The organism is Hymenobacter segetis, assembly GCF_038448715.1.
GTDB classification, from domain to species: Bacteria; Bacteroidota; Bacteroidia; order Cytophagales; family Hymenobacteraceae; genus Hymenobacter; species Hymenobacter segetis.
In genome coordinates, this window is record NZ_JBCEVZ010000010.1 from 64765 (window position 1) to 88606 (window position 23842).

Here is a 23842-nt window from a genome sequence, read left to right on the forward strand (position 1 = left end):
ACGCACTCATTCGACCCAAACGGCAACTTTTCCGGCTTCGCCAACGAACACCGGGCATATGCATTTTTCTGTCATCACCCCCACTCACCAGCGCCGGGAGCTGCTGCCCGAGGCCGTGGCCAGCGTGCGTGCCAGCATCAGCGCCCCGCTCGACTTCACTTTTGAGCACCTGATTTACGACAGCGGCTCGCGCGACGGCACGGCCGCCTACCTGCGCGAAGCCGCCGCCCAGCCCGGCCCGCCGTTGCGCCACTGGCACTCGCCCGGCCGCCAGCTGGCCGGCGCGGCCCGCAACCTCCTCATCGCGGAAGCCACACCCGATGCCTGGATTGTGCCGCTGGATGATGACGATATCATGCTCCAGCGCACGCTGCATAATTATGCCGCCCAAATTAAGGCCCACCCCGGCCGGCCGTGGTTTGTGGCCGATTTCCTGCGGGTGGACGAAACCGGCCGCTACCTGCCCAACGAGGATTACTACGCCTGGCAGTTTGAGTCACCAACAGCCATGCTCCACGCCATTTTTCGGGCCGAGCATTTCATTCAGGGCAACGTGTGCTACAGCCGGGCTTTTGTGGACAAAGTGGGCGGCTACGACGGCGAGTTGAAGATGGCCGAGGACCTCGACCTCTACGTGCGCTTTCTGCTGGCCGGGCAGCTGCCGGTGGTGTGCCCACACATCAGCCACCTGCACCGCTTCCACGCCCGCAACGTGAGCATTGGGGTGGATGCGGAGACGCACAACGCTGATTTGCGGGTGATTTATCAGAAATACGCCAAACAGCTAAAAGCCTTGGGCGTGGCCGAACCAGGGAAGTAGCATACGCCTTATTTTTGGGCTTTTGCCCGCCCCATGGCCGCCCCCGAAACCGCCGCAGAAGAAGAAGTGTACGCCATCCCGGCTGCGTACCGGAAGATGGAAAACACCCACATTCTGTTCTGGCTGCTGAAGGACATTGCCTGGTGCATGGTGTGGCGGCCCCTGGGCCTGCTCATGGTGCTGCCCACGCTGGGCATTGCCCTGGTCATTGCCTGGCGCACCCGCGCCTACACCTCGGAGCTGGCCCACAACCTGGCCATCGTGTTCTGGATTACGGCCAACTCTTACTGGATGACCAGCGAATTTTTCGGGTTCGATACTGTGCAGGTGGCCCCGCACGTCACGGGCAAGCACCTGGCGCTGGTGCCGTTTCTCATCGGGCTAGGCATTCTGCTGTACTATTACCTCGTGCAGAAGCCGCGCGAAGGGCGTGCCGACCAAGTAGCCACGCTTTAGCTTCGACCCCGAAACTATGACTTCCGACGACGAACAGCAAGCCCGTATCGAGCTCCGCGCCTGGCAGCTGAAAATGCAGCGGGCACCCTCGTTTCTCAACAACTTTGCCCGGCGCGTGCAGGTGCGGCTCAATGCTTTCCTACCCGAAAAGGTGCACCAGGCCATCACATCTGCCATCAAGCAAATGGTGCGCGGCGTGCTCTTCGGCTCGCAGCACACCACCGGCAAGGTGCTGGCCAATGCCACGTTCGCGCAGCGCGAAACCGCTGTGCGCGGCCAGATTCGCAACTACCGGACCATGGCCACCGCCGAAGGGGCCATGACCGGCGCGGGCGGCTTCCTGCTCGGCCTCGCCGATTTCCCGCTGCTACTCGGCCTTAAGCTCAAACTGCTGTTCGACGTGGCCGCCGCCTACGGCTACGACGTGCACGACTACACCGAGCGCCTCTACCTGCTCTACGTGTTCCAGCTGGCCTTCAGCAGCCAGCACACCCGCAACGCCACCTACCACCGCCTCGCCGACTGGGATGCCTACCGCCTCACCCTGCCCCTGAACCCGGAAGAATTCTACTGGCGCACCTTCCAGCAGGAATACCGCGACTACATCGACCTCGCCAAAATGGCCCAGCTCCTGCCCTTCGTGGGGGCGGCCGTGGGGGCCGTGGCCAACTACAAGCTCATCGAGCAGCTGGGCGAAACTGCCAAGAACTGCTACCGGATGCGGTACTTCGCGGCCGAAAGCTTGCAGTCGCGGCCCCTGCCCCCACGCTTGCCATAGCGCCACGGATGCTTACCGCCCCGGCCGCCGGGCCCACCAGCTCCGCTGCGGTGCTTGTCGGCTCGGCAGACACCCATGTCACCCCGGCCGCTAGGCATGTCAACTCCGCTGCTATCATTGCCAGCCCGGCTAAGGTCTTCGCGGCTACGGCAGCAATGCTTGCCACCTCGACAACATGATATGACGTCACGGCAGACATCATTACCACCCCGGCAGCATTATTAACGGCCCGTGCTACATGACATGACGTCATGAACAGCATCATAATGGGCCGTTCATTTAGTGTTGCATTGCAATCGACTCCCCGCGGGCAAGCATCTGCCACGCGCACTAGAGGGAAATGACCTGACCTCAATACAAAACGGCCGCCCCAGTTTCCTGAGGCGGCCGTTGCAACTTAAGCTACTGGCTGACGGGAATTACACCGCCTGCCCGGCTTCTTTCAAGCGAATCAAATTCAGGGCCGAGCCGGCTTTGAACCACTCAATCTGCCCTTCGTTGTAGGTGTGGTTGAGGGTGATGAGGTCGGTGTCGCCATCGGTGTGGTGCAGGCGGGCCTGCAGGGGCTTGCCTTCCTGGAAATCCGTCAGGCCGAGGATGTCGATGGTGTCGCCTTCCTCAATCAGGTCGTAATCGGCCTTGTTGGCGAAGGTGAGGCCGAGCATGCCCTGCTTTTTCAGGTTGGTTTCGTGAATGCGGGCGAAGCTCTTCACAATCACGGCGCGCACGCCGAGGTGGCGGGGCTCCATGGCGGCGTGCTCACGCGAGCTGCCTTCGCCGTAGTTCTCGTCACCAATTACCACGGTGCCGATGCCGGCGCTCTTGTATGCGCGGGCCGACTGCGGCACGGTGGTGTAGCCATCGCCCTGCACCGCGAAGTTGCGCACCGAGTTGGCCTCGCCGTTGAAGGCGTTGGTGGCTCCGATGAGCATGTTGTTCGAGATGTTATCGAGGTGGCCGCGGTATTTCAACCACGGGCCGGCCATCGAAATGTGGTCCGTCGTGCATTTACCCTGGGCTTTGATGAGCAGACGCAGGCCCATCAAATCAGTACCTTCCCAAGCCTTGAAGGGCTGGAGCAACTCCAGACGGTCGGAGGTTTCGCTCACCAGCACCTGCACGCCCGAGCCATCGGCGGCGGGAGCCTGGAAACCGGCATCTTCCACGGCGAAGCCCTGCGGGGGCATTTCCACGCCCTGGGGCTCATCCAGTTTCACGGGGCCGTTTTTGCCAGGCAGCGTGTCGGTGAGGGGGTTGAAAGTCAAATCACCAGCAATGGCGAAAGCCGTCACGATTTCGGGCGAGGCCACGAAGGCGTGGGTGTTCGGGTTGCCGTCGTTGCGCTTGGCGAAGTTGCGGTTGAAGCTCGTGATGATGGAGTTCTTGCGCTTGGGGTCGTCGGTGTGGCGGGCCCACTGGCCGATGCACGGGCCGCAGGCATTGGCCAGCACCACGCCGCCCATGTCGGCAAAGGTGTCGAGGAGGCCGTCGCGGGCCACCGTGTAGCGCACCAGCTCCGAGCCGGGCGTAATGGTGAACTCGGCGTTCACGGTCAGGCCTTTCTCCACCGCCTGCTTGGCGATGCTGGCGGCGCGGGTGATGTCTTCATAGGAAGAGTTGGTGCACGAGCCAATCAGGCCGACTTCCAGCTTCTCGGGCCAGCCGTGCTCTTTCACGGCAGCGGCGAACTCCGAAATGGGCCAGGCGGCGTCCGGCGTGAACGGGCCGTTCACGTAGGGCTCCAGCGTGTTGAGGTCGATTTCGATGAGCTGGTCGTAGTATTTCTCGGGCTGGGTGTACACCTCGTCGTCGGCGCGCAGGTGCTGGCGCACGGCGGCGGCGGCATCCGCGATTTCGGCACGGCCGGTGCCGCGCAGGTAGTCGCCCATTTTCTCGTCATAGGAGAACACCGACGTGGTCGCGCCGATTTCAGCGCCCATGTTGCAGATGGTGCCTTTGCCGGTGGCGCTCAGCGCCTCCGCGCCATCGCCGAAGTACTCGATGATGGCCCCGGTGCCGCCCTTCACGGTCAGGATGCCGGCTACTTTCAGAATCACGTCTTTGGCCGAAGTCCAGCCGCTCATCTTGCCGGTCAGCTTCACGCCGATGACTTTCGGGAATTTCAATTCCCAGGCCATGCCGGCCATTACGTCCACCGCGTCGGCACCGCCCACGCCGATGGCAATCATGCCCAGGCCGCCCGCGTTGGGGGTGTGCGAGTCGGTACCAATCATCATGCCGCCGGGGAAGGCGTAGTTTTCCAGCACTACCTGGTGGATGATGCCCGCGCCGGGCTTCCAGAAGCCGATGCCATATTTATTGGAAACCGAGGCCAGGAAGTCGTACACTTCCTTGTTCTCGGTGTTGGCTTCGGCAAGGTCAGCCGTAGCGCCGTCTTTAGCCTGGATAAGGTGGTCGCAGTGTACCGTGGAGGGCACAGCGGCCGTGGGCTTGCCGGCCTGCATGAACTGGAGCAGCGCCATTTGGGCGGTGGCATCCTGCATGGCCACGCGGTCGGGGGCGAAATCGACGTAGGAAACGCCGCGCTCGTAGGCCTGCTTTACTTCGCCGCCGTAGAGGTGGGCGTAGAGGATTTTCTCGGTGAGGGTGAGCGGGCGCGCCACGGCGGCGCGGGCCGCCTCGATGCGGGAACCCATGCCGGCGTACACCGTGCGAATCATTTCCAGGTCGAAAGCCATAGGATGCGTGTTATTATAAGTGTGGTTGCGCAAATGTAGCACTCACGGCAAGTTGGACCTAGCCCAAATGCACAGATGCGGGTTTGCATAGGGTTAACGTGGGTTTTTGGGGTTACGTTCGGATGAGCTTAACCCGCAGCGGGCGCATCAGGCTTGCGCAGATGACGCAGAGGCAGGCGGCAACCTATTGGCAGGGTTAGCGGTTTGTGGAGCTTGCCTTTGCATTTTTGCGCTTACTTATGAATAACAATCTTCTCTGCCTAATGGCTACGGCCGCGCTAGGCCTGGGCCTTGCTGGCTGCTCTTCCAACACCTCTACTTCCGAAACGGCCGCTACCGGCGGCGCGGCGGCCCCGGTGCTCACGCCCGGCCCGTGGCGCGGCGTGCTGGCCACGCAGGGCCAGGAAATCCCGTTTTTGTTTGAGGTGAAAACCGAAGCCGGGCAGCCGGTGGTCTACCTCATTAATAAAGGCCTGAACGGCGAGGAGCGGCTGCGTTGCGAGGATATCAAATCGGCCGGCGACTCGACGACGATAAGAATGCACGCCTTTGATGCAGCGCTGGTGGTGCGGGCCAATGGCTCGGATAAGCTGAAAGGCACTTGGGTGAAATACGACTCGAAAACGCCGTACCGCGTGCCAATGACGGCCACGGCCGGCGCGCAGGAGCTGTTCTCGGCCTCTGAAAAGGCTGAGCAAATTGGCAGCTTTGGGGGTACTTGGCGGGCTACTTTCCGCGACGATAGCGGCGAGAGTTACCCGGCCACGGGCGTTTTCGTTCAGCATCGCAACCGCCTCACGGGCACCTTCCTCACCACCACCGGCGACTACCGTTACCTCAGCGGCGTAGTGACTGGGCAGAAAATGGCCGTAAGCACGTTTGACGGCAGCCACGCCTTCCTGTTCACGGCCCAAAACGGGCCGAAGGAGCCCATAGACATCACCAAAGAATACGCCCCCAACACGCTGTTCGGTGACTTCTACTCCGGCAAATCCGGCCACGAAACCTGGACGGCCGTGCCCGACCCCAAGGCCAAGCTGCCTGACGCCGACACCCTCGCCTACCTCAAAAAGGGCGAAAGCCGGCTGAATTTCAAGTTCCCAAATGCAATTGAGGGCAGCTCTATCTCCCCCACCGATGCCAAATACCGGGGCAAGGTAGTAGTGCTGCAAATCCTGGGCACGTGGTGCCCCAACTGCATGGACGAAACCAATTTCCTGGCCCCGTGGTACGAGAAAAACAAAGCCCGCGGCGTGGAAATCATCGGCCTGGGCTACGAGCGCAAGCCCGAATACGCGGTATCAGCCGCCAAGCTGCGCAGCATGCGCGAGCGGTTCCACATGGGCTACGACGTGGCTTTTGCGGGTGTGGCCGATAAGGATTCGGTGGCGAAATCGCTGCCGCAGCTGGCAAAATTCCTGGCTTTCCCGACCACTATTTTCCTCGACAAAAAAGGCAATGTGCGGAAGATTCATACCGGCTTCTCGGGGCCGGGCACGGGCAAGTATTATCAGGAGGAAATCGACGGCTTCAATAAGACCGTGGATAAGCTGCTGAAAGAGTAGACTGGAGCGGTAGAGTTAGCGCCTAACCAAATAGGGCTTTTCATTCCGACGGAGGAGGAATCTGGATACAGTTTTCAGATTCCTCCTCCGTCGGAATGAAAAGCCCTATTTTAATGCGTGGCCGAGGACAACTAGGCGGCATTGCGTAGTATATTGTGATATGCTATTATTCTTCCACCCGCCGCCTGGCACGGCGGGCGGAAGAGGCGGTAATTTCCCCTCACCTCACTCATTCCGGCCATGAAGAACATCCTGGTTTGCACCGATTTTTCACCCGAAGCCCACAACGCTTTTGAGGTAGCCTTGCAGTTGGCCAAGCGCACGGGTGGCCGCATCATGCTGCTGCACGTGCTGGAAGAAGCCGAGGGCGTATCGGGTGGTTTCAGTACGATGGGCTCGTCGGCGGGCGGCCACAGCGTCGACCGGATTTTCACCATTAAGCTGCTGGAAACGACCAAGCGGCGGATGCACCTGCTGCGCGATGAAGCGGCCATGCTGGCTCCCGAAGTGCCGGTGCAGGACGAGGTGGAAATTGCCCGCGTCGGCGACGGAATTCTGCACGCCATCAACCGCGACCACCCCGACCTGGTGGTGCTGGGCGCGCGCGGCCACGGCGCGGTAGAGCATTTTTTCGTGAGTTCCACCACCGAGCGCCTTATTCGAATGGCCCCCTGCCCAGTGCTCACGGTGAAGCACCCGCACACCGATTTCGACGTGCAGAACATCGTGTTTCCGTCTGATTTTTCGGCCGATGCCGCCAGCGCCCTGGAAGGCCTGCGCCAGGTGCAGGCCGATTTCCCCAACGCCACGCTGCATCTGCTACACGTAGCGGCCGGCGGCAGCGGCCATGTCGCCCAGCAGCAAATGCAGGCCTTCGCCCAGCAACACCACCTGCTCAACTGCCAGACGGCCGAGGTGGATGCGGAGCGCACCAGCGTCGGCATCGAAGAATACGCCCAGAATGTGGGGGCTGACATGGTGGTCATTCCCACCCACGCCCGCTCGGGCCTGAGCCGCTTCCTGCGCACCAGCATTGCCGAAACCGTGGCCACCCACGCTTTCCCGCCGGTGCTGACGTACCATCTGGCGGCGTAGGAGCCGGCGGCTTAGCCGTTCAGAACGCTTTACCAGAACGTCATGCTGAGCGCAGCCGAAGCATCTCTACTGAGGAAGTAATCAGTTACTCTCGCGGTAGAGATGCTTCGGCTGCGCTCAGCATGACGTTCTGAATTAGGGCTGTTCTAAAACCTAAACCCCTCACCTACCCCCGCACCCGCAGCCGGACCTGAAAATCGTGCTTCGGCCGCAGGGTGATGAGCGGCTGCACCGTCACCGGCGGCTGGCCAGCCACCCATTCAATATCGAACTGCCGCAGCAGCTCCAGCGTCACGAGTTGCATTTCGGTGAGGGCGAACTGCATCCCGATGCACAGGCGCGGCCCGCCGCCGAAGGGCACGTAGGCGTTGGCCTGCACCGGCCTCGCCGCGCCGGGCGCAAAACGACCAGGCCGGAATTCCTCGGGTGCGGGCCAGTATTTCGCATCATGGTGGAGGCCGTGGAAGTAGAGCGAAAACAGCGTGCCTTTGGGGATTCGCAAGCCGTTGTATTCGTCATCGGCCAGGGCTACACGGTCCACCATCCAGGCGGGCGGATAGAGGCGCATGGCTTCCTGCACAGCATTCAGGGCGGTGCCGAGACGTGGGAGGTCCTCAAATGCGGGGACGCGGCCGGCCAGCACAGCGGCCATTTCCTGCTGAATGACCACGGCCTCGGCCGGGTGGTGGGCCAGCAGGTAAGTGAGCCAGGTGAGAGCGTTGGCGCTGGTTTCGTGGCCGGCCACGAGCAGGATGAGGGATTCGTCGATGAGGCGGTCCGTCGGCATGGGCTCGCCGGTATCCTCGTAGCGCACGTCGAGCAGCATTTGCAGCAGGTCGTCGGGCGGGGTGGCGTTGGGATTCGCGTTGGCCTGCTGGCGCTTGGTGATGAGGCCGCCCAGCAGCGCGCGCAGCTCGGCGGCCAGCGCATCGTGGTAGTCAAACCGCCCGCGCAGCCGGAACCACGGCTTGAGGTAGGGCTGCCGAACGGAACGCACGAAAAACGCCTGAATCTCGGTAATCAGCCCCGCCAGCCGGTCCAACTCGGCCTCCGGGAAATTGGTACTGAACACCGAGCGAGCGATGATGCGGAAGGTGAGGCGCGTCATAAGCTCGTGCACGGCCACGGTGGCAGCACCGTCCGCGCCCATGGCCTGCGCCACCAGCGGGGCCAGCGTTTCGGCCGTTATTTCCTGCATCAGGCCAGTGAGGCCCGCCACCCGCTGCCGGTGGAAACCGGGCTGAATGAGCCGGCGCTGCCGCAGCCAGTCGGGACCGTCGTTGGTTAGCAGGCCGTGGCCGATATAGCGCGAAAAGCTCCGCGTGAATTTCGACTTGGCGTAGTTCCGGTTGTTTTTCTGCAACACGTGCTGAATCAGGCCGGGGTCGCGGGTGAGAATGCTTTTTTCCACGCCACCGATGAACAGCTCCACCGTGTCGCCGTAGTGCGCCAGCGTATCATTCAGCACCGGCAGCGGGTCTTTGGCCAGCGCAAATGAGCGCAACAGGGAGCGCCAGCGCGGCAACCGGGGCAGCCGAAACGCATTTTCCGAATCCTTCTCAACAACCGGTAGCTCGCTCATGGCACGGGGCCGCACTTGGATGCAGCTCCCAAAAATAATCCGACGGCGGCGGGAAGCTCATCTTTTTTCAAACCAGCCGCGTACAGCCAGATAAGGCCACGCGCCAGCACACTTTCTTTCTCCAAACTTCCCGCTCTTTATGTGGATTCACCAGCAACCCAACGCCCCCGCCCCGCTCGCCGACCTGCAAGGCCGTACCGTCGGCCTCAAGTTTGAGTGCAACAAGTGCCACACCGAAGTCTTCACCGACCTCATCGGTGTGCCCGCCCCCAACGACCAGGCCGACTCGCCCGCCCACGCCGACAATCACGAAATCGAGGAAATAAAGTGCCCCGGCTGCGACATGACCCACACCCTGGAAGTCGACAGCACTTTCGATGGCGTCACGTTCAAAGTGAGTGATGTGAAGCCGGGCAGCGTGAGCTATCAGGTGTCGAAGTAAGGACCACGGATTCGCTCGGATTCGCTCGGATTTCCCGGATTTTGTAGTCGACTGCTGATTTCAGTCAATGACATTTTCAGAACAAAAAAGCCTCTCATGCGAGAGGCTTTTTTTATGATTTAGATTTGAAAATCCGGAAATAAATTCGACTACAAAATTCGTGAAATCCGAGCGAATCCGTGGTCCTATTTCTCGCGCTCAATCGTGTAATTAATCAACCCTTCCAACGACGTGCGGCTGGGCGATTCCGGGAAGGTGTGCAGGATGGCGAGGGCCTCGTCGCGGTAGCGTTTCATGGTTTGCACGGCGTAGTCCAGGCCGCCCGATTTTTTCACGAATTCAATTACCTGCTGCACCCGGTCGCGGTGACCGTCGTTGTTTTTTACGTTAAAAATAACTTTGCGCTTTTCCAGCCACGAAGCCTGTTGCAGGGCATAAATGAGCGGAAGCGTCATCTTCTTTTCTTTAATATCAATGCCCACAGGCTTGCCGATTTCGGCGGTGCCGTAATCGAATAAATCGTCTTTAATCTGAAAGGCAATTCCGACTTTTTCACCGAATAATCGGGCGCGTTCGATGACCTCTTTATCAGCGCCAACGGAGGCCGCGCCCACGGCCGTGCAGGAGGCAATTAGGGATGCCGTTTTTTGCCGGATAATGTCGAAATAAACGTCTTCGGTGATGTCTAATTTGCGGGCTTTTTCGATTTGCAATAATTCGCCTTCGCTCAATTCGCGCACGGCGTTGCTCACGATTTTCAGCAGGTCGAAATCGTCGTTTTCGAGGGCTAATAGCAGGCCGCGCGAGAGCAGGTAATCACCGACTAAAACGGCGATTTTATTTTTCCAGAGCGCGTTGATGGAGAAGAAGCCGCGCCGGTAGTTGCTCTCGTCTACCACGTCGTCGTGCACGAGGGTGGCAGTGTGCAGCAGCTCGATGAGGGCGGCCCCGCGGAAGCTGGCGTCGGGCAGTGGGTCGCCGGTGGCGGGCTCGGGGCGGGTGGCGCGGGCCGTGAGAAACACGAACATGGGCCGGATTTGCTTGCCCTTGCGCTTCACGATGTAGCCCATTATCTTGTCGAGCAGCAGCGCTTTGGTGCGCATCGACTGGCGGAATTTGTGCTCAAACTCTTCCATTTCGGCCGCGATGGGGGCCTGAATCTGGTCGAGGGACAAGGGGGAGTATTGGGGCATTGCGGCGACAATGATACGGCAGAACGGCGGAGAGAACACCTAGGAAGCGCCAACCTTTTGGGCCGGCTACGAATTATAACCGCAGCGGCGGCCAATTGGCTGCGCTTCGCTCCTACCTTCGCCATATGCTCACTCACGCCTCCTTCCTGCTCTCGGGCGCTGCCCACGGCCGGCCCTTCGAGGCCGATGCCACCTACTACGCCACCGGCCATCCCAAGCCCGTGCTGCTGTTCGTGCACGGCTTCAAGGGGTTTAAGGACTGGGGGCACTTCCCGCTACTGGCCGATTATTTCGCGGAGCAGGGCTTCGTGTTTGTGAAGCTGAACCTGTCGCACAACGGCATCGTGGTGGGCGGCACCGGCGATTTGGAGGATTTGGATGCCTTCGGGCGCAATAATTTCAGTATTGAGCTTGATGACATCGGGCAGGTAATCGATGCGCTTTTTACGCCCGGGGCCACGCCCGTGCCGGCTGCCGAGATGGATTTGCAGCGGTTTTTCCTGGCCGGCCATAGCCGGGGCGGCGGCCTGGCACTGCTGAAAGCCGCCGAAGACCCGCGCGTGCGGGCCGTGGCGACGTGGGCCGCCATTGCCGAAGTGCACCCGCAGTGGCCGCAGTCGGTGTTTGACGAGTGGCAGCGCACGGGCGTGCTACACGTGCCCAACACCCGCACCGGCGTGGAACTGCCCATGCACTACCAGATTGTGGAGAACTACCACGCCAACCGCCCGCGCCTCGATATTCCACACAACGTGCGCCGCAAGCTGAAGCAGCCGCTGCTCATCATCCACGGCGACCAGGATGAGACGGTGTCGGTGGATGCGGCCCACAAGCTGCACCAGCTCAAGCCCAATGCCGAGCTGCTGCTGGTGCCGGACGCCACGCACATGTTTGGCGGCGCGCACCCCTGGCCCGAGACGGAATTGCCCGCGCCCGCCCGGCACGTTGCGGAGGTGACGGCAGCCTTTTTCAAGCGGCAGAAATGAGTGATGCCCCCGTGTTGGCCTACCTGCTGCTGGGCTCGAACCTGGGCGACCGCGCCGCGCTGCTGGCGCAGGCCCGCGCCCGGCTGGCCGCAACTGCGGGTGAAATTGTAGCCGAATCCGGGATTTATGAAACGGCCGCCTGGGGGCGCGAAGACCAGCCGGCATTTTTGAATCAGGCGCTGGCATTGCGCACGGTTTTATCGCCCGAGGAATTGCTGGCTACCTGCTTGGCCACGGAACAAGCCGCCGGCCGTGAGCGGCGCGAACAATGGGGCAGCCGCACACTGGATGTTGACATCTTGTTTTTCGGGCCGAAAATCATTGCTACGCCGACGCTGAGCGTGCCGCACCCGCGCCTGGCCGAGCGCCGGTTTGCACTGGTGCCGCTGGCCGAAATCGCTGGTTCGCTGGTTCATCCGCAATTGGGCGAAACAGTGGCCTCGCTACTCGCCCGCTGCCCCGACCCCTTGCCCGTGCGGCCCTGGCCCGGCGAATGAGTCGACCGGCATTGGCGGCACCCGGCGCAGCTCCTGCGCTACGTGCCCTACTCGCACCGCCGCGCCCAGCAGCCAGACGGCCAGCAGTCCCGCTCCCAGCCAGTGCGGAGCCCGGGCCGGCCACGCCGCCAGCACCAGCACCACCACGGGCGCAAACAGCACGCTGGCGTATCGCTCGGCATCGTGAATGCCGGCGGCGCTCTGGGCAAACACCGTGAGGGCCGCCACCAGGACTACCAAGGCTACACTGGCGCTCCATAGCGTTTGCAGCATCAGCTGAAGGCGGAAATCCGGTTCAGCTTGTGAGTTAGAAAGCGTTGTTGAAGTAGCTTCTGGAAGAGCTTCAGGAGCATAAGCAGCAGCTGTTTCAGCCGAGGTAGACTTATGACGCGGCCACAGCAGACAACCGATTATCAACAGCCCAGCAGCCCACGCAAATTCCGGCAGCAGAGTTCGGCCCGAAACAGGCAGCGGCAGCAGCCAGCGCCCCAGCACGAAGCCATAATCAGCGGCTGAACTTAGCAATTGTCCCCAACCCCGGCCGGGGTGGTAGCGACTGGGGCCGGCCACCAGCAGCGCATACCACTGCCACAGTACGCCCGCCAAGCCACTTATCAGCAGGTGTAAAAAAAGCCTTGTCCGGCCACGGGCTGAAAGCCTGCGCCACCCGCCCACCAGCAGCCCCGCCCCTACTCCGGCCAGCAGAAAAAGCCCCAAAGTGCGCTGCAAAGGCAACAAAATTCCAACAGCCGTGAGCACACCCCACCACTGCCAGCGGGCCGTGTGCAGCCATTGCCACATCGCCACCGCATACGCCGCAAACAGCAGCAGAAAAACGCTTTCGGCCCACACGAATTTACTCACCAGCAGCCACGGCGTGTTCAGCGCCAGCAGGATGGGCAACGCCAGCGCCCGGCCGGCCGGCAGCAGCCGCCGGCCCAGCCAGCTCCACAGCAGCAGGCTGACCAGCAGGCACGCGCCGTGCAAAAGCCGCACACACGCCAGCGAGCTGCAGGCGCTCAGCAGCAGCGGGAACAGCGGCGGCCAGTAGCGGTACGGCGTGCCGTCGGGGTTGAGCAGGTGGCCGGTTTCGCGTAGCGTGTGGGCGGCGTAGAGGTAGTAGCGCGAGTCACCGGTGCTGGCCAGGCCGGGCGCGGTGGCGTAGGCAAACAGCGCCAACTGCAACAGCCCGGCCGCCAGCAGCAGCCCCGCGAAGGGCCACCGGTAGCGCCGGGCTGCGGCAGAATCAGAGGGAAAAGTTTGGACCATCGGAAGCGGAATGTAGCGCGAACTTTTAGCTCGTGCCCCCGCGCCGTTAGAATCGTTCGGGTTTCGTTCGGGGGCGCGAACTGAAAGTCCGCGCTACGGCTAGAAGCTTCCTACCGTGGCCGTGGGCACAATTTTCTTCACCAGGCCTTGCAGCACCTTGCCGGGGCCGCATTCCACGAAGTCGGTGGCACCGTCGGCGGCCATGCGCTGCACCAGCTGCGTCCAGCGCACGGGGGCGGTGAGCTGGGCCAGCAGGTTGGCTTTGATTTCGGCCGGGTCGGTGTGGGGCAGCGCGTCCACGTTCTGGTACACGGGGCAGCGGGCGGGGCTGAATGTGGTTTTTTCGATGGCTTCGGCTAGGGCAGCGGCGGCGCTTTGCATCAGGGGCGAGTGGAAGGCGCCGCCCACGGGCAGCGGCAGGGCGCGCTTGGCCCCGGCAGCTTTCAGGGCTTCGCAGGCCTGGGCCACGCCTTCGGCCGAGCCGGAAATGACGAGCTGGCCGGGGCAGTTGTAGTTGGCGGCTACTACCACGTTGCCGGCTTCCATGATTTCCTGGCAGATGCGCTCCACCGTGGCATCGTCGAGGCCAAGGATGGCGGCCATGGTGCCGGGCTGCTCCTCGCAGGCGGCTTGCATGGCCTGGGCGCGGCGGGATACGAGCGGCAGCGCGTCTTCAAATTTCAATACGCCGGCGGCTACCAGGGCCGAGAATTCGCCCAGCGAATGGCCCGCCGTGCTGGCCGGCTGGAAATCGGGCCGCGCCACAAACTGCGCCACCGAATGCACGAAAATGGCGGGCTGGGTAACGTCGGTGCGGCGCAGGTCCTCCTCGGAGCCGCTGAACATGATGTCGGTAAGGCTGAAGCCCAGGATGTCGTTGGCGCGGGTGAGCAGGGCGCGGGCGTCGAGGTTCTGGTCGAACAGCTCGCGGGCCATGCCGGGAAACTGGCTGCCCTGGCCGGGAAATAGCACGGATTGAGTCGGATTCATCGGAAGTCGCGGATTGGTGGTTTTCGGGTGGTGGGAATTGGCAAATGATGGCCGGCCGCTCCTTCAGAAGCGGCAAAGCGGGCGCAAGCTGCACAAAAAGCCGCATTGCCCAAAAAAAAGCGGAGCCGACCTAATGGTCGGCTCCGCTTCAGGGCGAGTTATGAATCAGCCTAAATCCGTGATTAGCGGACGATTTCGACCCAGCCCTTGTAGGTGCGTTTGGTGTTGGCAAAGTCGGCAAACTCCACCTCGACTAGGTAGAAATACACGCCGCCCACGTTTTTCACCTTCGTGTTGGCTTCGCCCGTGGGACCGCCGCCATCCCAGTTGATGAGGATGGGGTCGTCGGCCGTGGTGGTGTTCTCGAATACTTTAGTGCCCCAGCGGTTGAAGGCCTGGAAGTGTACGCGCCGCACCGGGCTACTGTTTTTGGGCCGGAACTGGTCGTTGGAGCCGTCGCCGTTGGGCGTGAAAATATTGGGCAGCTTAAAGAATACACAATTGTCCTGGCAGACCACGTTGCTCGTGTCGCTCAACGCGCCGCTGCTGGCTACAGCCTGAATGGCGTAGCAGCCGCCCGAAAAGGCCAGGTTGCCGTGCACGTAGCTGGTGGTGGTGGTCGTGCCCAGCAGCGTGAAGCGCCCCGTGGGCGTAGGCCGGTAGAATACCTTGTAGCTCACCGGGGCCACGTCGCAGCCGGCCGGCGTGTTGCCCACCGTCCAGCGCAGGCGGTTGCTGTATTTTTCATTCTGGCGCGGGAATTCGGGCAGATTGGCCAGGCTGTCGCAGTTGGTGGCCAGCGGCCTGAGCACCGGCGTGCAGGGCGGCGAGATGAGCGTGAGGCAGCGTTCCTGGCTGCGGTTCAGCAGCGAGCTCAGGAAGGTGAAGCCAGCGTAGCGCCCGTTCGTTTCCACGTAGTAGCAGTAGTCCTGGCCTTTCACCAGCGCGGGGTCGCGGTCGGCGTAGGTGCCGCCGGCGGCCGTGGAAGTGGCCGTGCCGATGCGCACGTAGGCCCCGGTATTGCCGTTGCGGCGGTAGATGGTGGTAGGCTGCGCGGCGTTGTCCCAAGGCACATTAAAGGTCCAGTTCACCGTGATGGCCGAGGCGGCCACGTTGGCGGGCAGCGCACTCACGCGCACGCTGCTGGCGGTGGGCGAAAACTCACTGATTGGCGTGGCCAGCGCCTGCACAAACTCCAGCTTGTAGGTGTATTGCTTGTTCTGGGTGTCGAGGCCGGAGTCGACGTAGCTCGTATCGGCCAACGTGATGAACGGGCCATGCGCCACCGGTACAAACGCCGTAGCCGCCGGGGTCAGCCCCTCGGCCCGCGACAGGTTGTAGCGCACCGGGCTGGTGAAAGTGCCACTCACCGGGCGGGGCTGGGTCCAGCGCACGTTTATCTGGCCGGTGGTGGCGCTGGTGGTGGCCACGTCCACGTTGGTCAGCATGGCTCCGCGCCCGGCCACCTGGGAGCAGGCTTCGTTCGAGGCCAGGCTTTCGCCACCGGCCGGCAGCGAGAAGTCAGCGTAAATACGGTAGCAGTAGTTCTGGCCCCGGTCCAGGCCGCGGTTGGTGTTGGTGGCATCCGTGTTCAGGTCGGTGAACGTGGTCACGGTAGGCCCTACCGTGCCAATGCGCACGTAGCCCGATGAGGCCGGAATACCCGTTTGGCACGCTCCCGGCGCGGTTCCAGGGTTCACTTTGCGGTAGATGTAAATATTGGCCGCATTGCCGCATGTGTAGGCATCCCAGTTCAGCACCATACTGTTGAGGCCGCCCGTTGCCACGGCGGGCGTGGCCCGCAGGTTTTGTGGGGCCGGCCCTACCACCGTAATGCGCCAGGTTTTCTCGTCAATCAGCGCCGGGTTGGTGGTGGAGGGCACCGCTGGGTTGTCCTGGGCCTTAAACACCACCAGATATGGCACTTTGGCCACGTTGCTGCACGTGGTTTGCCAGCTGAACGTGCCGGCGGCCTGCGGCGGGCCGGTCGTCGTTTGGCGGAACGTGGCGGGCGGGAAAATTCCACCGTAGGCAAACAGCGTGATGGGCGACTGCGGACTGCTGGCAGTCACGCCGTCCACGGCCGTTACGGTGCCCGTTATGCGCTGCCCGGCCACCACGCAGATGTCCTGCGGAATGGTGATGGTGGGGCGAATGTTGACCGAGGCCGTCACGATTATCTGCATGTCCCGAATCACCTTGCCGATAAGCCGACGCCCCAGCGGCACGCGCCGCCATTCCTCCACTTCAAACGCGACGTTGTAGAAACCCACCGCCACGGGCGCGTTCCAGGTAATCTGGCCGGTGTTCACGTCCTGAAAGAAAATGGCATCGTCATTAACCACTCCCGCCGGCACGCCGCCATAGGCCACCTGCACGGCCCGCGGATTACCGGCGGTGATGGCCTGGTCGTTGGGAAAGCGGAAATTGGGCACGGGCTGGGCCACGGGCATATTGGTCCCCGTGCCGGCTCCCGGGCCGGTGCAGGGCGAACCACCCACCGAACCGCGAATGCCGGCCGGCACCTGCTGACTGGCTCGCAGGTGAAAAGCCAGCGAATCATTGTCGGCATCGTAGGCCCCGGGGTTATGCAAAAACACCTGGCTGGTAGCGGCCTTGTCGATGGCCGGAGCCGTGAAGATGGGCGAATGATTCAGCCCCAGCGACGGGTCGATGTAGACATAGGTTCGGATGTAGAACGACTGATTTTTTGAGTCGGTCATATTTATCACCCCATCGTTGCGGTTTTCGCCGATAAACTCCACGTTGTAGCCACCCGTGGACGGGTAAATGTGCTCGAAATAATAAATATTAACGCTGGTGTCGGTGTTGCCCGGAATGGCCCGCTTCAGGAAGCGGGGCACACCATCGACGCAGCTGGAGGTGCCATCACCAAAGAAGATGGTGGCCGTCGGCTGGTCCACCGGCGAGCTATTGTCCGTGTACAGCACCATCTTGAAGAAGATGCGGCGCGGGTTGGGGCTGGCCGTGGTGTCCACCTTGGCCTGAATGTCGCCGGCGCGCAGGTGCGATGCCTGGGCCACATTCGGGCGCACACTCAGCCCGGTCATTATTGTCAGCAGTAGCAGCGCCAGCCGCGCACCGGCCCCACCCCGGAGTAGAAGAAATTGTATCATATAATCTCGAACGGAAGAAAGAAAATTCGCTAGCCTTACGCTGATTCGGACCTTAAAGGCTGGCCCGGCAACGCGAAGCTATACGAGAAGTAACGGGAGAAGGAAAAGTTACGCTGCCTTCGGCCGAAGGCGAATAGCAGCCTGCCTCATTCAGCGGATTCAGTAAAGCCGACAACCCCGCAAAAACCGCTCCGAGCAGGGCAGTTTTTGCGGGGCAGTCATTTTATTTAAGCCAAAAAATACGCGGCGCTAACGAACGATTTCGACCCAACCCTTATACGTGCGCTTCGTGTTGGCAAAGTCGGCAAATTCCACTTCGGCCAGGTAGAAATACACGCCATCGCCCACTTTGGCGCTGGTGCCGTTGCCCGATTCGCCCGTGGGCCCGCCGCCGTCCCAGTTGATGAGCACGGGGTCATCGGCGGTGGTGGTGTTCTCAAACACCTTGGTGCCCCAGCGGTTGAAGGCCTGGAAGTGGATGCGCCGCACCGGGCTGTTGTTCTTGGGCCGGAACACCGAGTTCTGGCCGTCGCCGTTGGGCGTAAAGATATTGGGCAGCTTGAAAAACAGGCAATTATCCTGGCAGGCCACGTTGCTCGTGTCGCTCACCGCGCCGCTGGCCACCACGGCCTGCAAGGCGTAGCACCCGCCCGAAAAAGACAGGTCGGAATGCACGAAGCTGGTGGCCGAGGTAGTGCCCAGCAGGGTAAAGCGGCCCGTGGGCGTGGGCCGGTAATACACCCGGTAATTGATGATGTTGGCATCGCAGCCGGCGGGCGTGGTGCCCACCGTCCAGCGCAGGCGATTGGTGTAGCGCTCCCGCAGGCCCGGGAATTCGGGCAGGTTGGCCAGGCTGTCGCAGTTGGTGGGCAGCAGGGTGAGCACCGGCGCACATGGCGGCGAGTTGAGGGTGAGGCACTGCACCTGGCTGCGGTTCAGCAGCGAGCTCAGGAAGGGGAAGCCGGCATAGCTGCCCTCGGTCTGCAAATAGTAGCAATAGTTCTCGCCCTTCACCAGCGTGGGGTCGCGGTCGGTAAACGTGCCGCTGGTGGCCCCAGTCGGAGCAGTAGCCACCGGCACCAGTGCGCCCGTGGCCCCGGTGCGGCGATAGATGGTAACCGGTTTGCCCGAATTATTCCACGGCACCTGATAGGTCCAGCTCAGGGTGATGGACGTGGGCGGGTTGTTGGGCAACGCCGTGAGCCGGACGCTACTGGCCGTGGGCGAGGCCTCGGTGAGCGTGGTACCCTGGCCCGGGGCGAAGGTGCGCACAAACTCCAGCTTGTAAGTGTATTGCTTGCTCTGCGTGTCGAGCCCCAGGTCCACGTAGCTGGTATCAGTGAGGGCGGTGAACGGACCGTGGGCCACTGGTACAAACGCCGTAGCCACCGGGTTCAGCCCCTCAGCCCGCGACAGCATATAAGATGGCGTGCCCGTGAACGTGCCCCCGCCAATCGGGCGGGGCTGGGTCCAGCGCACGGCAATCTGGCCGGTGGTGGCACTGGTGGTGGCCACGTCCACGTTGGTGAGCATGGCGCCCCGGCCCGATATCTGAGCGCAGACCTCGTTCGAGGCAATGCTCTCGCCGCCAGCCGGCAGCGGAAAATCAGCATAAATGCGGTAGCAGTAGTTCTGCCCCCGGCTCAAGCCGATGGTAGTACCAGTTGCCGGGTCCACGTTCAAGTCAGTGAAGGTCGTCACGCCGGGCGCTACTGTGCCAATGCGCACATAGCCCGCCGAGGCCGGAATGCCGGTATCGCACGGCCCCGGGGTGAACGTGGAGGGGTTCACCTTGCGGTAGATGTAGATGTGGGCCGCATTAGCGCAGGTGTAAGCGTCCCAGTTCAGCACCATGCCGTTGTAGCCGCCCGGGGCGGCGGTGGGTGTGACCCGCAGGTTTTGGGGCGGCGGCCCCACCACCGTGATGCGCCAGGTTTTCTCGTCTATCAGTATCGGCGTAGGAGACGCTGGGCTGTCCTGCGCTTTAAATACCACTAAGTACGGCAGCCCGGCCACGTTGCTGCACGTAGTTTGCCAGCTAAAGGTGCCGGCGGCCTGCGGCGGGCCGGTCGTCGTTTGGCGAAAGCTGGCGGGCGGAAGAATTCCACCGTAGGCAAACAGCGTAATCGGGGTTTGGGCGCTGCCGGCGGTCACACCGTCCACGGCGGTCACACTGCCGGTCACGGTTTGCCCGGCCACCACGCAGATATCGGGCGGAATGGTCAGCGTTGGGCGCTGGTTGTTGGTCGCCGTCACGATTATCTGCATGTCCCGAATCACCTCCCCGATAAGCCGGCGGCCGAGGGGCGTGCGCCGCCATTCCTCCACCACCATCGCCACGTTGTAGAAGCCCACCGCCACGGGCGCGTTCCAGGTAATCTGGCCGGTGTGCACGTCCTGCACGAAAATGGCGGGGTTGCCCCCGGTGGGGTCGCCCGGCACGCCACCATAGGGCACGGTCACGGGGTTGGCCGCAATGGCCGGGTCGTTGGGGTATTTAAAGTCGGGCACCGTCACGGGCCGGGGCGTGTTGTCGCCGGTAGCGCCGGGGCAGGGCGGCCCGACAATGTTGGATGCCAGGCGGGGCTCCTTCTGGCTGGTGCGCAGGTGAAAGGCCAGCGAGTCGTGGTCGGCATCATATGCCGCCGGATTGTGCAGATACACCTGCCCTACGGCCCCCTTATCAATGGCCGGAGCCGTGAGCACCGGCGAATGGTTCAGCCCCAGCGCCGGGTCGATGGTGATGCGGGTGCTGATGTAGAACGACTGGTCGAGCGGATTGCTCATGTTGACGACGCCCCCGTTGCGGTTTTCGCCCACGAAGCTGACCGTGTAGTTGCCCGTAGACGGGTAAGTATGCTCGAAATAATAGATACTGAGCGCCGTATCGGAGTTGCCGGGAATGGGCAGCCGGCCGCCCGGCCGGGCAATGCCCGGGTTGCAGCTCGACGTGCCGTCGCCAAAAAAGATAACCGCGTTGGGCTGGTCTACTGAATTTGGCCCGCGGCTAATGTCGAGGTAGAGAATCATCTTGAAGAAGATGCGCCGCGGGTTGGGGTTGGCCGTGGTGTCCACCTTGGCCTGAATGTCGCCCGCCCGGATGTGGGTGGCCTGCGCCACCTCGGGCCGCAGGCCCAAACCTGCCAATAGCACCACCAACAGCAGTGCAGCCCGCACCAGCATTCCAGCCCGCGGAAGAGTAAACTGTACCATACCAATTCAGTTACAAGAAAGGAAAACCGTAATGCAGGCCCGGGCACCCAGCGAAGAAGCCAGCTTTTGAAGCCGGCCCTGGCAGAATTTGTTGCTGGTTAAGCCACACGCCCTTGCGTGTTTAACGATGCCAGCCGTGGATAGATTCACCACGCCTCCGCAATGTTTTTCGGAAGCGCGGCACTTGCACGAATCAAGCCCGACCGTTGCCCGGTTAGCGGGTGGGGGCTACCTTTGGGCGACCTAAACACACCTCTTCACTTCCCTAGTTTGGCAACTTTATGAGTTGGATAACAAAAACATTAACCAGCAGCATCGGCCGGAAGATAATTATGGCCGTTACCGGCCTGTTTCTGTGCTCGTTCCTGGTGGTTCACCTGATTGGCAACCTGCAGTTATTCAAGCACGACCAGGGTGCGGCCTTCAACACCTATTCTCACTTCATGGGTACCAACCCCATCATCCGCACCATCGAGTGGGGCCTGGTGCTGGGTTTCGGCTTTCATATTTTTGAAGCCCTCGTGCTCACCCGCCGCAACAAAGCGGCCCGTGGCGCACAAGGCTACGTGAGCAACCACTCGGAGCAGAACTCGGAATGGACCTCGCGCAACATGGGCATTCTGGGCAGCATCATCCTGATTTTCCTGATTGTCCACCTCTACAATTTCTTCTGGCGCGCCCGCTTCGCCGGCGACCTGCCCAAAATGGGCGGTGCCGACCCGCTGACCAGCGACTACGACAACCTGTATATGGCCGTAGTGTCGTCGTTCCACATCTGGTGGTACGTGCTGCTGTATGTGGCCGCCCAAATCAGCCTCGGCTACCACTTGTGGCACGGCTTCCGCTCGGGCTTCCAGACCCTGGGCCTGAACCACCGCAAGTACACCCCGCTCATTAAGTATGTGGGCTACACCTTCGCGGTAGTGGTTTCGGCGGGCTTCGCCTCCATGCCGCTCTACTTCTTCCTGTTCACCAATGCACAGGGCGAAATGGCTGCTAACGCGCCAGCATTCCTTCACACCGTGGCTTCGGCTTTTTAATTGATTAGGAGCAATAAAACCGGCCGGCCGCGCTAACACCTGCGGCGTTCGGCGGTTACCTTATTGTTCTATCACTCAGTCATTCCATCACTCCGTCGCTCTATGCTGTTGGATTCCAAAATTCCCGAAGGCTCCCTCGCCGAAAAATGGGACAAGCACAAGTTTAACGTCAAGCTCGTGAACCCCGCCAACAAGCGGAAATACGACGTAATTGTGGTCGGCACGGGCCTGGCCGGCGGCGCTGCCGCCGCCTCGCTGGCCGAGCTGGGCTACAACGTTAAAGCCTTCACGTACCACGATTCGCCCCGCCGCGCGCACTCCATCGCCGCACAGGGTGGCATCAATGCCGCTAAGAACTACCAGAACGACGGCGACTCCGTGTTCCGTTTGTTCTACGATACCATCAAGGGCGGCGACTACCGCGCCCGCGAAGCCAACGTGTACCGCCTGGCCCAGGTATCGGTCAACATCATCGACCAGTGCGTAGCCCAAGGCGTGCCCTTCGCCCGCGAATACGGCGGCCTGCTGGCCAACCGCTCCTTCGGTGGTGCCCAGGTGAGCCGAACCTTCTACGCCCGGGGCCAGACCGGACAGCAGCTGCTGCTGGGAGCCTACTCAGCCCTGAGCCGCCAGATTGCCTACGGCAAGGTGAAGATGTACACCCGCTCGGAAATGCTCGACGTGGTGATTGTGGACGGGCAGGCGCGCGGCATCGTGACGCGTAACCTGGTGACCGGCGAGATTGAAACCCACGCCGCCCACGCGGTGGTACTGGCCACTGGCGGCTACGGCAACGTGTTCTACCTGAGCACTAATGCCAAGTATTGCAACGTGACGGCCGCCTGGCGTGCCCACAAAAAAGGCGCATTCTTCGCCAACCCCTGCTTTACCCAGATTCACCCCACCTGCATCCCCGTGAGCGGCGACTATCAGTCGAAGCTTACGCTGATGTCGGAATCGCTCCGCAACGACGGCCGCGTGTGGGTGCCCAAAACGGTGGAAATGGCTGAGCGCGTGCGCAAAGGCCAGGTGAAACCTCAGGACATTGCCGAGGATGACCGCGACTACTTCTTGGAGCGCAAGTATCCCGCTTTCGGCAACCTGGTGCCGCGCGACGTGGCTTCGCGCAACGCCAAGATGATGTGCGACGAGAACCGTGGCGTGGGCAGCACCGGCCTGGCCGTGTACCTCGATTTCTCCGATATCATCAAGCGCACGGGCGCTGAAGCGGTGAGCCAGAAGTACGGCAACCTCTTCGACATGTACGCCAAAATCACCGACGAGAATCCGTATGAGATGCCCATGCGCATCTACCCGGCGGTGCACTACACTATGGGCGGCCTGTGGGTTGACTACAACCTGCAAACCACCGTGCCCGGCCTGTACGCCACCGGCGAGTGCAACTTCTCGGACCACGGAGCCAACCGCCTCGGTGCTTCGGCCCTGATGCAGGGCCTGGCCGATGGCTACTTCGTAATCCCTTACACCATTGGTGATTACCTGGCCCAAACGCCGCCCAAGCCGGTGGATACCAGCCACCCCGCTTTCGCCGAATCGAAAGCCTACGTGCAGGCCCGCACCGAGCAGCTACTAGGCATCAAAGGCAACCGCACGCCCGACGAATTCCATAAGGCGCTGGGCCACATCATGTGGGAATACTGCGGCATGGCCCGTACGGCCGAAGGCTTGCGCCACGCCAAAGCTGAGATTCAGAAGCTCAAAAAAGGCTTCTGGAGCGACGTGAAAGTGGTAGGCACGGGCGAAGAAATGAACCAGGCGCTGGAGAAAGCCGGCCGCGTAGCCGACTTCATCGAACTGGGCGAGCTGATGGTGGACGACGCGCTGAACCGCAACGAAAGCTGCGGTGGCCACTTCCGCGAGGAATACCAGACCCCCGAGGGCGAGGCCCTGCGCGACGACGAAAACTACGCCTACGTGGCAGCCTGGGAGTATCAGGGCGACAACCAGCCCGAGAAGCTCAACAAGGAAGAGCTTGTATTTGAAAACGTGAAGCTGACCCAGCGCAGCTACAAATAAATTTGATTTTTAGTAGTCAGTATTGGGTAGCCAGTAGTCAGTC

At 61.9% G+C, this 23842-nt stretch carries 17 protein-coding genes; 10 read left to right on the forward strand and 7 right to left on the reverse strand.

All coding sequences use genetic code 11. The features are described from left to right. Positions 1 to 58 precede the first annotated feature (58 nt). The 3 genes from AAFH49_RS06400 to AAFH49_RS06410 are packed head-to-tail and all read left to right on the forward strand — an operon-like array spanning position 59 to position 2054. Positions 59 to 820 carry a glycosyltransferase family 2 protein gene (locus AAFH49_RS06400; RefSeq protein WP_342296707.1) on the forward strand — a complete coding sequence of 254 codons (762 nt, stop codon included), beginning with the start codon at positions 59 to 61 and terminating at the stop codon, positions 818 to 820. Between the two features lie 33 nt (positions 821 to 853). Further along, the gene (locus tag AAFH49_RS06405) at positions 854 to 1276 is read left to right on the forward strand and encodes a hypothetical protein (protein WP_342296709.1); all 423 of its coding nucleotides are present in this window, start codon (positions 854 to 856) and stop codon (positions 1274 to 1276) included. 16 nt (positions 1277 to 1292) lie between these two features. Beyond that, positions 1293 to 2054, forward strand: coding sequence for an EcsC family protein (locus AAFH49_RS06410; protein WP_342296711.1), 762 nt, complete (start codon positions 1293 to 1295; stop codon positions 2052 to 2054). Between the two features lie 419 nt (positions 2055 to 2473). Here the strand turns inward: AAFH49_RS06410 and AAFH49_RS06415 are convergent, their stop codons facing one another. Continuing rightward, on the reverse strand, positions 2474 to 4753 hold the full coding sequence (locus AAFH49_RS06415; protein ID WP_342296713.1) for an aconitate hydratase: 2280 nt from the start codon (positions 4751 to 4753) through the stop codon (positions 2474 to 2476). A gap of 239 nt (positions 4754 to 4992) precedes the next feature. Here AAFH49_RS06415 and AAFH49_RS06420 point away from each other — a divergent pair, with 239 nt between their 5' ends. Together AAFH49_RS06420 and AAFH49_RS06425 are read left to right on the forward strand one after the other, a co-directional pair. Then, positions 4993 to 6318, forward strand: coding sequence for a peroxiredoxin family protein (locus AAFH49_RS06420; protein WP_342296715.1), 1326 nt, complete (start codon positions 4993 to 4995; stop codon positions 6316 to 6318). 240 nt (positions 6319 to 6558) lie between these two features. Continuing rightward, positions 6559 to 7413, forward strand: coding sequence for a universal stress protein (locus tag AAFH49_RS06425; RefSeq protein WP_342296717.1), 855 nt, complete (start codon positions 6559 to 6561; stop codon positions 7411 to 7413). A gap of 166 nt (positions 7414 to 7579) precedes the next feature. Here AAFH49_RS06425 and AAFH49_RS06430 read toward each other — a convergent pair whose 3' ends face one another. Further along, positions 7580 to 8995 carry a cytochrome P450 gene (locus AAFH49_RS06430; RefSeq protein ID WP_342296719.1) on the reverse strand — a complete coding sequence of 472 codons (1416 nt, stop codon included), beginning with the start codon at positions 8993 to 8995 and terminating at the stop codon, positions 7580 to 7582. 139 nt (positions 8996 to 9134) lie between these two features. Here AAFH49_RS06430 and AAFH49_RS06435 point away from each other — a divergent pair, with 139 nt between their 5' ends. After that, positions 9135 to 9437: a hypothetical protein gene (locus AAFH49_RS06435; protein ID WP_342296720.1), complete on the forward strand. Its 303-nt coding sequence runs from the start codon at positions 9135 to 9137 to the stop codon at positions 9435 to 9437. Between the two features lie 185 nt (positions 9438 to 9622). On the opposite strand, the gene AAFH49_RS06440 is transcribed toward AAFH49_RS06435, so the two are convergent. After that, complete coding sequence (locus AAFH49_RS06440) at positions 9623 to 10630, reverse strand: polyprenyl synthetase family protein (protein ID WP_342296721.1); 1008 nt, start codon at positions 10628 to 10630, stop codon at positions 9623 to 9625. A 125-nt stretch (positions 10631 to 10755) separates the two neighbouring features. On the opposite strand from AAFH49_RS06440, the gene AAFH49_RS06445 reads away from it, so the two are divergent. Together AAFH49_RS06445 and folK are read left to right on the forward strand one after the other, a co-directional pair. Then, positions 10756 to 11616, forward strand: coding sequence for an alpha/beta hydrolase family protein (locus AAFH49_RS06445; protein ID WP_342296723.1), 861 nt, complete (start codon positions 10756 to 10758; stop codon positions 11614 to 11616). Continuing rightward, entirely contained in the window at positions 11613 to 12113 is a 501-nt protein-coding gene (gene folK / locus AAFH49_RS06450; protein ID WP_342296724.1) for a 2-amino-4-hydroxy-6-hydroxymethyldihydropteridine diphosphokinase, read from the forward strand. Before AAFH49_RS06445 ends, folK begins: the two co-directional genes overlap by 4 nt. Here folK and AAFH49_RS06455 read toward each other — a convergent pair. The 4 genes from AAFH49_RS06455 to AAFH49_RS06470 all read right to left on the reverse strand — a co-directional run bounded on the left by AAFH49_RS06455 (position 12060) and on the right by AAFH49_RS06470 (position 20692). Further along, entirely contained in the window at positions 12060 to 13382 is a 1323-nt protein-coding gene (locus AAFH49_RS06455; protein ID WP_342296725.1) for a hypothetical protein, read from the reverse strand. The two genes, folK and AAFH49_RS06455, sit on opposite strands and share 54 nt — an antisense overlap. A 99-nt stretch (positions 13383 to 13481) precedes the next feature. Beyond that, the gene (fabD, locus tag AAFH49_RS06460; protein WP_342296726.1) at positions 13482 to 14372 is read right to left on the reverse strand and encodes an ACP S-malonyltransferase; all 891 of its coding nucleotides are present in this window, start codon (positions 14370 to 14372) and stop codon (positions 13482 to 13484) included. 182 nt (positions 14373 to 14554) lie between these two features. After that, on the reverse strand, positions 14555 to 17509 hold the full coding sequence (locus AAFH49_RS06465; RefSeq protein WP_342296727.1) for a T9SS type B sorting domain-containing protein: 2955 nt from the start codon (positions 17507 to 17509) through the stop codon (positions 14555 to 14557). Positions 17510 to 17758: 249 nt separating this feature from the next. Then, the gene (locus AAFH49_RS06470) at positions 17759 to 20692 is read right to left on the reverse strand and encodes a T9SS type B sorting domain-containing protein (RefSeq protein ID WP_342296728.1); all 2934 of its coding nucleotides are present in this window, start codon (positions 20690 to 20692) and stop codon (positions 17759 to 17761) included. 311 nt (positions 20693 to 21003) lie between these two features. Between AAFH49_RS06470 and AAFH49_RS06475 the strand changes: the two genes are divergently transcribed. Continuing rightward, positions 21004 to 21762: a succinate dehydrogenase cytochrome b subunit gene (locus AAFH49_RS06475; protein ID WP_342296729.1), complete on the forward strand. Its 759-nt coding sequence runs from the start codon at positions 21004 to 21006 to the stop codon at positions 21760 to 21762. Between the two features lie 102 nt (positions 21763 to 21864). Then, the gene (locus AAFH49_RS06480) at positions 21865 to 23799 is read left to right on the forward strand and encodes a fumarate reductase/succinate dehydrogenase flavoprotein subunit (RefSeq protein ID WP_342296730.1); all 1935 of its coding nucleotides are present in this window, start codon (positions 21865 to 21867) and stop codon (positions 23797 to 23799) included. Positions 23800 to 23842: the final 43 nt, after the last annotated feature.

What these genes read in the sequence shown, in the direction of transcription:
- AAFH49_RS06400 (WP_342296707.1), top strand. Translation starts at nt 59, where the DNA reads ATGCATTTTTCTGTCATCACCCCCACTCACCAGCGCCGGGAGCTGCTG.
- AAFH49_RS06405 (WP_342296709.1), top strand. Translation starts at nt 854, where the DNA reads ATGGCCGCCCCCGAAACCGCCGCAGAAGAAGAAGTGTACGCCATCCCG.
- AAFH49_RS06410 (WP_342296711.1), top strand. Translation starts at nt 1,293, where the DNA reads ATGACTTCCGACGACGAACAGCAAGCCCGTATCGAGCTCCGCGCCTGG.
- AAFH49_RS06415 (WP_342296713.1), bottom strand. Translation starts at nt 4,753, where the DNA reads ATGGCTTTCGACCTGGAAATGATTCGCACGGTGTACGCCGGCATGGGT.
- AAFH49_RS06420 (WP_342296715.1), top strand. Translation starts at nt 4,993, where the DNA reads ATGAATAACAATCTTCTCTGCCTAATGGCTACGGCCGCGCTAGGCCTG.
- AAFH49_RS06425 (WP_342296717.1), top strand. Translation starts at nt 6,559, where the DNA reads ATGAAGAACATCCTGGTTTGCACCGATTTTTCACCCGAAGCCCACAAC.
- AAFH49_RS06430 (WP_342296719.1), bottom strand. Translation starts at nt 8,995, where the DNA reads ATGAGCGAGCTACCGGTTGTTGAGAAGGATTCGGAAAATGCGTTTCGG.
- AAFH49_RS06435 (WP_342296720.1), top strand. Translation starts at nt 9,135, where the DNA reads ATGTGGATTCACCAGCAACCCAACGCCCCCGCCCCGCTCGCCGACCTG.
- AAFH49_RS06440 (WP_342296721.1), bottom strand. Translation starts at nt 10,630, where the DNA reads ATGCCCCAATACTCCCCCTTGTCCCTCGACCAGATTCAGGCCCCCATC.
- AAFH49_RS06445 (WP_342296723.1), top strand. Translation starts at nt 10,756, where the DNA reads ATGCTCACTCACGCCTCCTTCCTGCTCTCGGGCGCTGCCCACGGCCGG.
- folK (WP_342296724.1), top strand. Translation starts at nt 11,613, where the DNA reads ATGAGTGATGCCCCCGTGTTGGCCTACCTGCTGCTGGGCTCGAACCTG.
- AAFH49_RS06455 (WP_342296725.1), bottom strand. Translation starts at nt 13,382, where the DNA reads ATGGTCCAAACTTTTCCCTCTGATTCTGCCGCAGCCCGGCGCTACCGG.
- fabD (WP_342296726.1), bottom strand. Translation starts at nt 14,372, where the DNA reads ATGAATCCGACTCAATCCGTGCTATTTCCCGGCCAGGGCAGCCAGTTT.
- AAFH49_RS06465 (WP_342296727.1), bottom strand. Translation starts at nt 17,509, where the DNA reads ATGATACAATTTCTTCTACTCCGGGGTGGGGCCGGTGCGCGGCTGGCG.
- AAFH49_RS06470 (WP_342296728.1), bottom strand. Translation starts at nt 20,692, where the DNA reads ATGCTGGTGCGGGCTGCACTGCTGTTGGTGGTGCTATTGGCAGGTTTG.
- AAFH49_RS06475 (WP_342296729.1), top strand. Translation starts at nt 21,004, where the DNA reads ATGAGTTGGATAACAAAAACATTAACCAGCAGCATCGGCCGGAAGATA.
- AAFH49_RS06480 (WP_342296730.1), top strand. Translation starts at nt 21,865, where the DNA reads ATGCTGTTGGATTCCAAAATTCCCGAAGGCTCCCTCGCCGAAAAATGG.